The following is a 13,773-nucleotide window of genomic DNA, read 5'->3' as shown; positions in this document are numbered from 1 at the left end:
CACCTTGTGACAACAGCGTAGAATAACAAATGTAGCGCAGCTCGCGTTACAGCCAGCTGCGTGCATAGCGTGGTAACTCAGCTTTAGTGCAATCCTAGCTAAACGCCATCTCCGGTACGTCATCTGGGCAAATCAATATACCAGCGGTTTTGGCTTGTATTTCCGCGATGCTAACACCGGGAGCTCGCTCAAGTAAATGAAACGCACCACCTTTGACTTCAAGCAGCGCAAGATCGGTTACTATCTTATTGATACAGTTTACGCCGGTGAGCGGTAAACTGCAGTGCTGTAGTAGCTTGGACTCGCCTTGTTTATTCGCATGCGTCATGGTACAAATTATATTTTTAGCCCCAGCGACAAGATCCATCGCACCACCCATGCCCTTGATAAGCTTATCTGGGATCATCCAGCTGGCAAGATTACCTTGCTGATCTACTTCAAAGGCGCCAAGCACCGTCAGGTCCACATGACCGCCACGGATCATTGCAAAGCTTTCTGCCGAACTAAAAATGGCGGCTCCCGTACGGGCCGTAACGGTTTCCTTACCCGCATTGATCATATCCGCATCCACTTCCTGTTCAGTTGGATAAGCGCCCATGCCTAATAAGCCGTTTTCCGATTGCAGCATCACATCCATGCCCTGTGGCACATAATTGGCCACCAGCGTGGGGATCCCAATGCCAAGGTTGACATAAAACCCATCTCTTAATTCCTGTGCCACTCGCATGGCCATTTGCTCTCTGGTTAGTGTCACTATACTTGCTCCTTCACAGTACGTTTTTCGATGCGTTTTTCGAACTGTCCTAGAATCACTCTGTCGATATAAATTCCGGGGGTATGAATTTGGCTCGGCTCGATTTCGCCGGGCTCAACTATTTCTTCCACTTCAACGACAGTAATTTTTCCAGCTGTTGCGGCCATCGGGTTAAAGTTCATGGCGGTGTGGCGATAAATACAGTTGCCAAAACGGTCTGCTTTCCACGCTTTTACAATGGCAAAGTCTCCCGTAATACTCGGCTCTAAAATATATTCTCTATCACCAAACGTTTTTACCTCTTTACCCTCAGCGACGGGTGTACCAACGCCTGTTGCGGTGTAAAAAGCGGGGATCCCAGCTCCACCTGCGCGCATCTTTTCTGCAAGTGTCCCTTGTGGAGTTAATTCAACTTCCAATCCACCGCTCAATAACTGCTGCTCAAACAAGGCGTTTTCTCCCACATAAGAAGCCACCATTTTGCGGATCTGCTTATCCTCAAGCAAAATCCCTAAACCAAACCCGTCTACTCCGCAGTTATTAGAAACCACGGTTAAGTCCTTTGTGCCCGAGTGGCGTATTTGGCTTATCAAACCTTCAGGGATCCCACACAAACCAAAGCCCCCTGCAATCACGGTCATGCCATCGCAAAGTCCTGCCATTGCTTCTTCGTAGCTTACGACTACCTTATCAAATCCAGCCATCATTCCTCCTATTGCACTGTCCAGCCGCCGTCCAGCACAATGGCTTGGCCAGTAATGTTGCGTGACTCATTTGCGAGTAAAAAATTGACAGCATGCGCAATCTCATCCAACCCTATAAAGGCCTTTTTCGGCATTGGCGCCAACATAATATTGTTTATCACTTCATCTTCGCTGATCCCATGCTGTTTCGCTTGCGCGGTAATTTGCTGTTCTACCAATGGGGTTTTTACATAAGCGGGGCAAATAGTGTTCACGGTGATATCGCAGTCCGCGGTTTCCAGCGCCAATACTTTGCCAAATCCCATTAACCCATGTTTTGCAGCGACATAAGCAGACTTATATTTAGAAGCAACTAAGGCGTGGATAGAACCAATATTGACGATGCGGCCAAAGCCTCCTCTGCGCATATGCGGCAATACCGCCTTACACAACATGGCGGGGCCTGTTAGCATCACGTCTTGCAGCAATTGCCATTTATCTTCTGGATAATGCTCTAGTGCTTCAACATGTTGCACGCCTGCATTATTGATAAGCACATCAATGTTATCGTGCTGACGGATAAAGTCAGCGATGTCTTGCTTATTAGCTATATTGAGCGCAAACGCTTGAGCATTTCCTCCGTCACTGACGATAGACTCGGCCACCGTCTGTGCTTGCGCTAAGTTCAAGTCTACCAGTAATAGGCTGTAACCTTGTTTGCTCAGGGCCATCGCGATATAGCGACCAATGCCACTTGCAGCCCCTGTGATCAACGCCGTCTTCATCGTCACTCCTTGATTATTTTGCTAAGAACTGAGCAATGGTGTCAGCCTGTGATTGAATTGAAAAAATACCGTCTAAATGCCCCCAAACGCCTTCTATCTCTGTAATTTGCACGTCTTTATTCTTGGCTTTAAGGGTTTCTGCTAACTTACGAATGGGCTCAGGCCTTAATAACAAGTCATTGCTTGCAGGCATCAACAAAACCTTTGCTGTGATTTTATCGATAGCGCTATCAAAATTACCTTGCATGCCTGCGGTATATAGTTGCGAGGCGCGGACTAAGTACAAGATAGAATTCGCATCTTGCGTTTCAGCCCTCGCTCGTGCGCGCGTGGCTAGCGTTTGGCTGAGTTTAGGAAGCTGACGAATATCTTGTTTTGCTTTGGGATCAAGCACAATAAAGTCTGGAAAACTGGCGTTGTAAATAGCGGGGTGCATCGCGTCTTGAGTAATATTAAGCATCGTAGCCGTGAGTCCAGCAAGCGGCCTTTCCCCGTCGTAGTAGTCCCCGCCCTGCCAATTTGGATCAAGTCGGATAGGTAAAGCCCATTTCTCTAACGCCGCAACGGTCCAAGCATCCATCTTTGCCGCGCCAATCACATGAATTAAACGTGACACTTTTTCGGGATAGCGCACCGACCATTCTAACGCTTGGAAAGACCCCATAGACGCGCCCATCACCGCATGTAGTTTGTCGATACCTAAGCTATCCAGTAGTTGCTTTTGCACTTCAACAAAATCACCGATAGTCACCACGGGAAAATCCAAGCCGTAAGGTTTGCCTGTTTTCGGATTAATAGACGCCGGGCCCGTCGTGATCACATCTTTACTATGCCAGTTTGCATTGACCAAAGTATCTGCGCTTATCACAAAGTACTTGTTAGTATCTATCGCTTTACCCGGGCCGATAATGGCATCCCAGTAACCTGCCAATACGTCAGACTCTCGATACTTACCCGCAGCGTGAGATGTGCCAGAAAAGAAATGCGTGATCAAAATTGCATTGCTTTTGTCGGCATTTAATTTGCCATAGCTTTCCCAGCCTACCTTAACGTCAGGAATGCTGACTCCAGACTCCGTAGTAAAATGCGCGAGTGTAAATGACCGCTTTTCAACCAGCATAGGTTTGTTTGTCTCACTGCCATAGACAATATTGCTGGCAACGAACAAGAGTAACAGGAAAATCCGCTTCATTGCTGTATCTCTCCGTTAAAATAAGATGAATAGGGTTAATGCGAGGGCAACGCCCACCAGCGGCACGACCGCAGTCAACGCAGCCATGGACCAGTATGCTCGTTGATGTGTTTCTTTACAGATGGCGCGAATGGTTGTGACCACATAACCGTTGTGCGGTAAGGTATCCAAAGCGCCTGAGCTAATAGCGACAACACGATGTAATTGTTCTGGATTGACACCCGCATCAATGTAGTGCGGTGCCACTAAAGGTAACGCAATAGCTTGCCCACCGGATGCAGAGCCAGTTAAACCGGCTATTACACTTACCGCCACAGCGGCGCCAAGTAGCTCATTACCCGGCATCTGTGTCATCATATCGACCGCTAATTGAAATGCCTCGGTGTTTTTTGCTACCGCACCAAAACCCACTACCGCACTAGTATTACCGATAGCAACTAGCGCACCTGTTGTACCTAAGTTAATCGCGGCCCCTATGTTGTGAAAATGCTTAAAGTTAATCGCGACAATACTGAGTACACCGCCAAGTAGAGCTACAATAAGTGCATTTTGCTGCAGCACATCATGAAGTGTAAAAGATAAAATCAACACCACGATTAGAGGCAGTACGCCAGTGATTGGATGAGGATAGTTACGTTCATGGATTTCAGGGTCGTCTTCTTTCGCCTCAAAGTGCTCTCCATTTGCCACCGCTTTGGCTATCATCTTTTTCAACCACCAATAGCCAGTAATAGCCATAAATGTGGCAACCACTAGACTGACTTCCCAAGCCGCATAAGGCGAAGTGCCTAAATATTTTATTGGGATCCAGTTTTGGATTTCCGGGGAGCCTGCCGAAGTCATGGTAAAGGTGACTGAGCCGAAAGCCAGAGTTGCGGGAATAAAGCGCCTTGGTAAATTGGCATCTTTAAATAAGCTAAGCGCCATAGGATAGACAGAGAAAGCGACAATAAAAACACTGACGCCGCCATACGTTAGTACCGCACAGGCAATCACCACCGCTAATACCGCATGTTTCATACCTAACTTGTCGACAATATAGCGTGCCACGCTGTCGGCAGCACCACTGTCTTCCATGAACTTACCGAACAAAGAGCCAAGCAAGAACATGAAAAACCAAGCACTCAAAAAGCCAGCAAAGCCATCCATATAGAGTGTAAGAAAGCTGCTTTCTACAGCTTCTGTGGGAAATAGCGCAACGCCACTCGTTAATGCGACCAATAAAGCGCACAGTGGAGCTGCGATAAACAAGTTTACGCCACGGAGAGTTAGCCAAATAAGCAGGCCAAGTCCTCCTGCCAGTCCAAGCATACTGAGCATAAGGGCTTCCTTTTATTGTTATTAATGCCCGTTATAAGTTGATGTGTTGGGCATGCTGTTGATGAATATCAGTGTGGCGTGCAGGCGCAATAAAAACCATAGTACTAAGGTTATAGAAGCCCTACACCCCGTGTTAATCCTAGCGTATCAAGGCATTAGTACTAAGGTACTAATAGAAAAACTTTACAACTCCCCTATGCTTTGGTGTGACAACAAGCACCCAAAATGACAATAATAGGGATCACAGGATGAACATTTACCAACCTAGATATTCAGCTATCGCGTTGGCTATTACACTCGCAACTCAAGTCAGCCCAGCGGCAGCAGAACAAGCAACACAATCAGAAGGCAAGCTAGAACGCATCGAAGTCACGGCGCGTAAGACGGTAGAAAACCTTCAAACCGTTCCAGTTGCAGTGACTTCTATCGGTGAAACCGATCTACTCGAAAATGGCATTTCAGTACTTTCTGAAGTCCAGCAGTTTTCACCCAATACCACGCTTCAAGCTAGCCGAGGTACTAACTCTACCCTCACTGCCTTTATTCGTGGTGTGGGGCAACAAGACCCATTATGGGGTTATGAACCTGGTGTAGGCATTTACATCGATGACATTTATTTAGCAAGGCCACAAGGGGCCGTACTTGACCTCCTTGATGTACAACAGATTGAAGTACTACGAGGACCGCAAGGAACGCTATACGGCAAAAACACCATTGGTGGCGCAATAAAATATGTCACTAAGGAAATGTCTGGCGATGCGACTTTTAACGTGGAAGGGACTGTTGGTAGTTATAATCAACGCGATCTTAAGATCACAGGTCAACTGCCGCTCGTGGAAGACACGCTCTATCTAGGTTATGGCTTTGCCACTTTGAATCGAGATGGCTTTGGTGAGTTCAAGGTTTCAACGCTACCCGGCCAAGACAAGGAAAACTACAATAAAGAAATTCAAGCTGCGCGGTTAACCTTAGAATATCGTCCAAGCGATGATTTGTTCTTCCGTTTAGCATGGGATAAAACCGACGATGACTCCAACTCTAAAGGGGGTTATCGGTTGTTGCCGAGCTTACTGACTGACGCCCCCGTGCCTGACAGCGTATTTGATTCTTACACTAGTATGCCAACTTGGAATAAAGTCGAGCTTGAGGGATATAGTTTGACCGCTCGCTGGGATCTTTCTGACGCCACCACAATAAAATACATCGGTGCTAGCCGAGATAGTTACTCCCCGACCAATATCGACTTTGATAATACGCCATTACGGATCTTTGATGTACCCGCCATTTATGATGACGAGCAAACCACGCATGAGATACAGCTAAGCCATGCAGGTAACGGCTATAAATTTGTCTCTGGTCTATATTATTACGATGGCGAGTCATGCGGCCAATTCCAAGCAATTTTGGAAGTGTTAGGACAAAGCTTGGGCGCTCCCGGTCTTACGCGAGAAGTCAGTGGTTGTAACAACTCAAATAGTAAAGCCGCGTATATTCAAGGCACCATTGATTTAGCAGAGCAGTGGTCGCTCACATTGGGCGCTCGTTACACTAAAGACAGCAAAGAAGCACAAGTCAGCAATGGTTTGGTCTTTGATGTCGTGTATCCCGAATCAAATTGGATCCCAGGTTATACACGCCCTGCAGGTGAACTCGTACCGTCAGTGCTTGATGATGAAGAAGATTGGTCACGGTTTACACCAAGAGTGGGAGTGGAATATCAATACAACCGCGATATCATGTTCTTTGCCAGCTATGCTCAAGGATTTAAATCCGGCACCTTCAACCCCAGAGCTAGCACCGCAGAGCCTGCTGCAGACCCTGAAATCGTAGATTCATTCGAAATCGGTATGAAAAGCGAGTGGCACGATAATCTAAGAGCCAATATCACGCTATTCACATTAGATCACAAAGACCGCCAATATATTTCCGTGTTGCCCGGTGCAACCTCAGCCGATCTAAACCAACGACTTGGCAACATTGGTAAGTCTACAGCAAATGGTATTGAAGCCGAGCTTAGCTATGTCGCTACAGAGGCGCTGAGTTTTGATGCCGCGATAGGATATATAGACAGTGACTTCGAAGAGGTACTCGACACTAATCCAGACACCGGTGCGACATTTGACAAATCAGACCGCTTTAGTATTTCTAACACCCCTGATTTAACTTTTAACTTTGGGGCGACATACAAGCTCTACAGTGATATTGGCGATTGGGTGTTCAATGCCAGCTACTACCATCGTGGTGATTATGTTTTATTTGAGGAAGATAGCCTACTGACGCAGGATAGCTATGGTTTAGTCAATCTGAGTATTAATTGGTATAGCACAGATGGCAATTGGCGTGTTGGTCTTCATGGGAAAAACCTGACGGATGAAGAATATATGATAGGAGGCTATCAGTTCGTGACACCAGACCCAAGCGATCCGAGTAATGTGAGTAAGTACACGCCGGGGCTTGGTGGTGATAATACCTTGATAGGCTACTTTGGCGACCCAAGAACCGTTTCGCTTACCGTGGGTTATCGTTTTTAGCACCGAAAGCGAGGCTGCTAGGGAGCCTCGCTATCTCAATCACTTGATGTAGTTTTGGAAATACCCTATAACAACGGATACTAGGAGTTAGTTAAGGATGTCTCAGGTGCAAGCAATCATCGCTGATGACCACCCATTATTTCGCAGCGCACTCAAACAAGCCGCTGCACAAGCGATTGGTCATGACCCTATCAAAGAAGCCAGTACCTTAGACAGCTTATTCGAGATGTTGCTCGCGCATCCTGAAACAGAGCTAGTATTTTTAGACTTATCTATTCCTGGCGCGAAAGGTCTCGAAGGTCTTGCCCGGTTAAGAAATCAGTATCCAGACATATTAGTGGTCATGGTTTCAGCCAACGAATCGGCAGCCGTTATTAGCCAATGCATTGCCCTCGGGGCAAGCGCTTATATTCCCAAGTCTTCCTCACTAGAGGTGATCAGTGATGCCATCAAGCTGGTTATTGAAGGAGAAACTTGGTTACCCGAAATCGTGGATATCGCGCCTGAAAATGACAGCGAACAAGCACAATTTGCACGTAATTTAGAAAAGCTAACTCCCCAGCAATATCGAGTATTAACCATGATTGCCGACGGCCTTTTGAATAAGCAGATTGCGTATGCGATGTCGATTCAAGAGACCACCATCAAACAGCATGTTTCAGCTATTTTAAAAAAGCTCAATGTGTATAACCGCACCCAAGCTGGGATCCTATTTAATCAGCTGGCTACGGATGTACATCTCGACGATGAAGCGAGTGCTTAAATAACCTGAGCTGCGGATAATTAATGCCTTTCTAGCAGCCAGTTTTAGCGCTAACTGCGTTGAATTCACTTCCAATAGCCAGCTATTGGTGCGTAAATTCGCCTTGCTTTCCCTAAAACTCTCTGGCTAGACAAGGAAAAAACTAAGTTGTGCTTTAGAAACAATGAGTTGGAACATTCCTTATCCAAACCTCAGGTTAAATAACTAGATTAGTCGCTTAATCATGCGCTTTAGGGCTGGCGTTTTAAGTGGTTTATAGAGTAATGGGCTCCCTGCATCACTCACTCGCTCGCGTATAGCCTCGTCATGGTTAGCCGTGTTAATAATGATTGGCATATCATCAAGCGCAAGCGCTGCTATTACCTCAAGTCCCGTGACACCATGATCAAGCTGATAATCCGCGATCAGCATATCTGCCCGACTCGTTGCTTGCAGCGCGCTAAGCTCTGCTTCATCTCGTGCCACAGCTACTTGGCACCCCCAACTTAGTAATACTTGAGATAATGCATTAAGTGCGTTGGCATCATTATCTAGCAACCAAATAGATAGACCCGATAATTGCGAATCACCGCTGGGCTTGTCAGCGGTTACTTCGGTCTTTTGATCTGTCTGCATTCCAAAACTTGGCAATGTTAAGGTAAATTGTGTGCCTTTATTAAGTTGTGAGCCAAGGGTAATGGGAATTTCCAACACTTCGCAAATTCGTTTGCTGATCGCAAGTCCAAGTCCTAACCCCTGTGCTAACTCTTTACTGTGAAGCTGTTTGAACTCTTGAAATATGGCGTCCTGATCTTGCTTTGCAATACCCACTCCTGTGTCTTCAACAATGATAGAAACACTCTCCCCCTGACATTCAGCGATAAGTCTTACCGTACCAGACTCAGTGTAACGGATAGCGTTACTCAGTAAGTTTCCCAATACCCTTTTTAGCAGTGCTTTATCGGTGTAGAGCATGACATCACAAACCCGCACCGCAAACGCTAATCCTTTGTCTTTCGCAACCGCCCCATATTCATTTTCCAATGGTTCCAGCAGTGACGACAATGCAAAGCGCGAGCGATTAACCTTAAACGCCCCAGCCTCTAACTTTGTGAGTTCAAGAATGCTCGACAACAGTTCTTCAGCACTTGCCAATGAACTTTTAATGCTTTGCGAAAGCTCAGCTAAGTCGGTCCCTTGGGCCTTTTCACTCATCAATGAGCAAAACAGGCTCGCTGCGTTAAATGGCTGTAACAGATCATGACTTGCTGCGGCGAAAAAGCGGGTCTTACTCTCCGTTGCATGTTCCGCTTGGCGTTTCGCAGAAGATAAAGCACGGTTGGCGTCTATCAACTCTTTGGTCCTTGCCGCGACCGTTTCTTCTAGATTTACATTTACTTGCTCTAGTAAGGATTGTTGTTTTACAAACTCGGTGATATCCGTATAGGTCGTTACAAATCCACCTCCAGGCAATGGGTTACCTTGCATTTCAAACACTCGACCATCGTGATGCTCGCGGCGGTAGCGATACGCATTGCCTCGTCGTAAATGTGATAGACGTTTCTCTACTTGCTGCTCTACATCAGCATCACCAAATAGTCCACGCTGCGCATTGTAACGAATAAGCTCAGCCACAGGACGCCCGATAAACAACGCATTGTCTGGATAATTAAACATTTCTGCGTAGCGCTGGTTCCAAGCGACCAATTGCAGCTGGCTATCTACTACACTTATCCCTTGACTGACGTTTTCTATCGTTGACTGTAGTAAGTCGCGATTAAAACGTAGCACCTGTGACGCTTCATCGACAAATTCTGCAACTTGCTCTAAAGGTTGGCGTTTTTCATCTTTGGCAACATCTAAAATCAGTTTCGCAGATGCCCCTCCAACGAGCGTCGACATCTCCCGCTCGATCATATTTTCCACTTGCAATGGCGCTGGCAGTTTCCAGTTAGCAGGCTCTTTAGGAAAATGAAGCTCTACAAGCTGCTGTGCACGCGCTTGCTCGCTAAAGCGCTGCAGTAATGTTGCCAAATCCTGGTAACTCAATACCGTGTTAGCGGACTGTGCAGACTTGGACGGCATGACAAACTTATTGCTTTGTAGCCGCTCAGCAAGACGTGCGGATGAAATAAACGGCACCAGCAAATAAACCAACAAATTTGCACTTAAAGAGATCAAGACGGACTGGCTCGTACTGTCTAACCCCAGACCCAAAAAGTCTAAAGGTGCTAACCATCTTATATTCATAGGCCCCGCGCTCAGCCAGTTACTTTCGAAGTTAAAGCCACTAATGAGGCTCGGTAACAACAGCGTGTAAAACCAAATAGCAAACCCCGTCACAATCCCCAATTGCGCGCCTAAGCATGAAGCCCCACGCCACCATAAACCAACCACCATAGCGGGCGCAAACTGCGCAACCAAGGCAAATGACATGAGCCCCATATTCGCCAACGTGTTGCCCTCAGCCAGCACGCGATGACTGGCGTAACTCAATAATAAAATGCCAACAATAACCACCCGTCGAGCATTGAGCAGATTAAACTTAGATAAACCCCGATGGCTCGAATTTAACTGCGAGCGGCGCAACAAAAATTGATTGATAAAGTCATTGGTGATCATAATAGATAGCACGATGGCTGAGACTATCACCATGCTCGTCGCCGCAGAGAACCCTCCTAAAAAGGCTATCAAAGCGACTAAAGGTGCATCAGATCCCAGTGGTAAGGCAAGCACAAACGTATCGTAGCCAACATCTTGACCATTAAAATACACCAGCCCGGCATAGGCGATCGGCAAAATAAATAAATTAATCAGCAACAAATAAACGGGAAACAACCAGCGTGCGGTCTTAAATTGGTTTTGTTCATCATATTCAATAAAAGAGGTATGAAACTGCCTCGGCAAACACAACGTTGCCAATACCCCTAAAAGAACATGAACTAAATAAACATAGGTTGGGCTAGCCGATGCCTCTATTTGCTTGGTAATTCCCTGCTGCTCCGCCTGGTTAAATAAATGAGTAGGTGATTCAAAGAGCACAAAACAGACATAAACACCGACAGCAATAAACGCTAGTAACTTAACTAATGACTCAAAGGCGATGGCAGTCATCAATCCCGGGTTATGCTCACTCGGTCTCAGCCTACGAGTGCCAAACAAAATAGCAAACAGGGCTAACAGCAAGGTGATATAAAAAGTACTATCTCGCCAAAACGCGACACTCACCCGCTGGGTGTCACTTGTTAGCATACCGATACTGGCGCTGGTAGCATTAAGCTGAAGGGCAATATAGGGCACGACCGCAATAACAGAGATCAGAGAAATGAGTCCAGACAAACTAGAGGAATTACCGTAACGCGTGGCAATAAAGTCCGCCATAGAGGTGAGCTGCTGCTGGCGGCATATTTCAGCAATTCGTGTGTAGACTTGCCAACCAAATATAAACAGTAAAATCGTGCCAACATAAGTTGGGGCAAGCCACCAGCCATTATTTGCCGCTTGCGCGGTAGTACCAAAAAACGCCCAAGAGGTGCAATACACCCCAAGTGACAAGGCGTAGGTAACTTGCTTGGCACGATAAGATCTAAATTTAGTACTCGCCCTATCTGCGCCCCATGCAATGGTAAATAAAAGCGCTAAATACAGCAGCGCAATAAGACTGATCAGCCCGATAGAAAACATAACTGTGATGATTTTTTATTATTTGCTCTAGCATAACGGCTGTACAGTAAAAAGACAGCACACTTTAGTGCTACAGCTTATCACCACTTATAACCTAAAACTGCTGACCGATTTATCCAGTGCACGGGATAAAGACAGCAGCGACAATGCTTCATCTGACGCTCGCTCGGCTCCGGTTGCTGTCTCTTGCGCAGTTTCGCTGATTTCTGTCACACTTTGCGAAAGTTGCTGTGTAACCGTATTTTGCTCCTCAGAAGCACTGGCTATTTGCAGGTTCATATCTTTAATCGTACTCACAGAGGAGGAAATCGCTTGTAACACTTCATCCGTTTTCGCTGACTTGTCCGCTGTATCTTTAGCATCTTTCACGTTCTCTCGCATCATACCAACGGAGCGCTTCGCTTCATTTTGCAACTTAGAGATCATCTCTTGAATTTCGTCCGTGCTCTTTTGGGTGCGACTCGCAAGGCTTCTCACCTCGTCGGCCACTACAGCAAAGCCTCGCCCTTGTTCGCCAGCTCTTGCGGCTTCAATTGCTGCGTTGAGCGCCAACAAATTAGTTTGCTCCGCTATACCCCTGATAACATCCAAAATAGAACCTACCGACTCTGTTTCTTGTTCAAGATTCTCAATGGTTTTGCTAACATTTTCTATTTTACCAACTAGACCTTCCATTGCTTGCTGTGTTGCAACAACAACTTGAACACCTGAATTAGATTGAGAATCGGCATCGGTCGCGGCATCCGCTGCGAGTTGAGCACTTTGGGTTATCTCAGCAATCGTGGCAGCCATTTCATTCATCGAAACAGCACTATGACTGAGTTGCTCCATTTGGTTGTCTGCTCCTTGTTTAGACTGGGAGGTGATAGCACTAAGAGTTTCCGACGAGGAAGATAATGCATGCGTGGAGCTTTGGATTTCTGCAATGATGGCTTTTAGTTTGTCAGCCATATCACGCATTGCCAAATAAATACCGCTAACCGATTCCCCCCTGTCAAACTGTAGTGTGAGGTCGCCACTGGCTATCCTTGATGCCACTTCCGCGATTTCTTTTGGCTCCCCACCAATAGGGGCTTTGATTAGTCGTGTGATATACCAACTTAAAAAGCAGCCTAACAAAATTACCACAACAGATACTGCAATAATAATTGTTACTGTCTTCCTACTCTCACTTTGAGCTATGGGACCTAATTCATCCTGCCTTTCCTTGATCGATTCTTTCACACGTGCCAAATGCTCTGCGATATTTTGACCATTAATATTTAGTACTTCGGTAATCAGTCGATTTCTCTCTGTGATAATATCTTGTACTTCTCTCACTCCATCTAAGTAGCGTTCTCCTGATTGTTCTATATCAAGCAGTAAATTTTTTGCATTTTCATTCATAAACCTAGACTTAGACTGAGTTAGAAACATCTTCTCTTGTTTTAGTTCATCCATGGCTCTGTTGTAGTCATTTAACTGGTTACTCACTAAGAATTTCGTTACGAAAAGTCTTCCTAGCAGCAGCTTTTCCTGCATATGTGTAGCAGCCGCAAGTCCTTCAAAGTCACTCATATCAATGCTAGATTCTATTAATTGCGAAATATTCTTGCGCATTTGAGGGCCTATTTTATCCAGCCCGTCATGAACCACAGTATTTCTACGACCATAAAGTGCCATAATCTCCCTAAAAGCAGTTTCATATATAACCAAAGCTGTTTCACTTTTTTCAATGAGCTGCTTGCTTTCTTTTTGACTAAGGGCCTCCTTGGCTTCCGCTAATTCATCATGTAAAAGCTTTACCTTCTGTTCAAATTGTTCAATATCGTCTTTTGATTGCTGCTTCAAATAATTCAGCACATTGATCCTAAGTGAGAGCAAATTCGCTTCTAATGTACTTGCTAGATTGCTAGCCCTTGCCAAAGAGCGATACTCAACAAAATTACTATAACCGCCATTCAATCCAACATAAGCGACGCTAGAGAGTACAACCATAAGTACAATCATTACTCCAAATGAAGTAGATAATTGTTGGCTTAACCTTAACTTAGAAAGCATAAAAGCACCTGACATTGTATTTATAGATAAGCCTATCAGCAT

General features: G+C 45.8%; 9 protein-coding genes. 2 read left to right on the top strand and 7 right to left on the bottom strand.

Annotated elements, in window-relative coordinates:
* Positions 1-94 precede the first annotated feature (94 nt).
* Genes CTT31_RS01235 through CTT31_RS01215 form a run of 5 tightly spaced genes read right to left on the bottom strand, consistent with a single transcriptional unit; the run spans position 95 to position 4,734 of the window.
* On the bottom strand, positions 95-754 hold the full coding sequence (locus CTT31_RS01235) for a 3-oxoacid CoA-transferase subunit B (RefSeq protein ID WP_260491806.1): 660 nt from the start codon (positions 752-754) through the stop codon (positions 95-97).
* Positions 754-1,458: a CoA transferase subunit A gene (locus CTT31_RS01230; RefSeq protein WP_260492387.1), complete on the bottom strand. Its 705-nt coding sequence runs from the start codon at positions 1,456-1,458 to the stop codon at positions 754-756. The genes CTT31_RS01235 and CTT31_RS01230 overlap by 1 nt, the downstream gene beginning before the upstream one ends.
* 8 nt (positions 1,459-1,466) lie before the next feature.
* Complete coding sequence (locus tag CTT31_RS01225; RefSeq protein ID WP_010607747.1) at positions 1,467-2,222, bottom strand: 3-hydroxybutyrate dehydrogenase; 756 nt, start codon at positions 2,220-2,222, stop codon at positions 1,467-1,469.
* Between the two features lie 13 nt (positions 2,223-2,235).
* Positions 2,236-3,414, bottom strand: a complete 1,179-nt coding sequence (locus CTT31_RS01220) for an E22 family MetX-like putative esterase (RefSeq protein WP_260491805.1) — start codon at positions 3,412-3,414, stop codon at positions 2,236-2,238.
* Between the two features lie 15 nt (positions 3,415-3,429).
* Entirely contained in the window at positions 3,430-4,734 is a 1,305-nt protein-coding gene (locus tag CTT31_RS01215) for a GntP family permease (RefSeq protein ID WP_260491804.1), read from the bottom strand.
* Positions 4,735-4,982: 248 nt separating this feature from the next.
* Here CTT31_RS01215 and CTT31_RS01210 point away from each other — a divergent pair, with 248 nt between their 5' ends.
* The gene (locus tag CTT31_RS01210) at positions 4,983-7,265 is read left to right on the top strand and encodes a TonB-dependent receptor (protein ID WP_211859057.1); all 2,283 of its coding nucleotides are present in this window, start codon (positions 4,983-4,985) and stop codon (positions 7,263-7,265) included.
* A 97-nt stretch (positions 7,266-7,362) separates the two neighbouring features.
* On the top strand, positions 7,363-8,028 hold the full coding sequence (locus CTT31_RS01205) for a response regulator transcription factor (protein ID WP_211859056.1): 666 nt from the start codon (positions 7,363-7,365) through the stop codon (positions 8,026-8,028).
* 204 nt (positions 8,029-8,232) lie between these two features.
* Here CTT31_RS01205 and CTT31_RS01200 read toward each other — a convergent pair whose 3' ends face one another.
* Together CTT31_RS01200 and CTT31_RS01195 are read right to left on the bottom strand one after the other, a co-directional pair.
* The gene (locus tag CTT31_RS01200; RefSeq protein ID WP_260491803.1) at positions 8,233-11,691 is read right to left on the bottom strand and encodes a PAS domain-containing hybrid sensor histidine kinase/response regulator; all 3,459 of its coding nucleotides are present in this window, start codon (positions 11,689-11,691) and stop codon (positions 8,233-8,235) included.
* Positions 11,692-11,778: 87 nt separating this feature from the next.
* Positions 11,779-13,731, bottom strand: coding sequence for a HAMP domain-containing methyl-accepting chemotaxis protein (locus CTT31_RS01195; protein ID WP_249122439.1), 1,953 nt, complete (start codon positions 13,729-13,731; stop codon positions 11,779-11,781).
* Between the last annotated feature and the right edge of the window lie 42 nt (positions 13,732-13,773).

This window comes from Pseudoalteromonas maricaloris, from assembly GCF_024746855.1.
Lineage (GTDB): Bacteria > Pseudomonadota > Gammaproteobacteria > Enterobacterales > Alteromonadaceae > Pseudoalteromonas > Pseudoalteromonas maricaloris.
The sequence above is the reverse complement of the archived record's forward strand: the minus strand, read 5'-3'. Positions and strand labels throughout refer to the sequence as shown.

What these genes read in the sequence shown, in the direction of transcription:
- CTT31_RS01230 (WP_260492387.1), bottom strand. Translation starts at nt 1,458, where the DNA reads ATGGCTGGATTTGATAAGGTAGTCGTAAGCTACGAAGAAGCAATGGCA.
- CTT31_RS01225 (WP_010607747.1), bottom strand. Translation starts at nt 2,222, where the DNA reads ATGAAGACGGCGTTGATCACAGGGGCTGCAAGTGGCATTGGTCGCTAT.
- CTT31_RS01220 (WP_260491805.1), bottom strand. Translation starts at nt 3,414, where the DNA reads ATGAAGCGGATTTTCCTGTTACTCTTGTTCGTTGCCAGCAATATTGTC.
- CTT31_RS01215 (WP_260491804.1), bottom strand. Translation starts at nt 4,734, where the DNA reads ATGCTCAGTATGCTTGGACTGGCAGGAGGACTTGGCCTGCTTATTTGG.
- CTT31_RS01210 (WP_211859057.1), top strand. Translation starts at nt 4,983, where the DNA reads ATGAACATTTACCAACCTAGATATTCAGCTATCGCGTTGGCTATTACA.
- CTT31_RS01205 (WP_211859056.1), top strand. Translation starts at nt 7,363, where the DNA reads ATGTCTCAGGTGCAAGCAATCATCGCTGATGACCACCCATTATTTCGC.
- CTT31_RS01200 (WP_260491803.1), bottom strand. Translation starts at nt 11,691, where the DNA reads ATGTTTTCTATCGGGCTGATCAGTCTTATTGCGCTGCTGTATTTAGCG.
- CTT31_RS01195 (WP_249122439.1), bottom strand. Translation starts at nt 13,731, where the DNA reads ATGCTTTCTAAGTTAAGGTTAAGCCAACAATTATCTACTTCATTTGGA.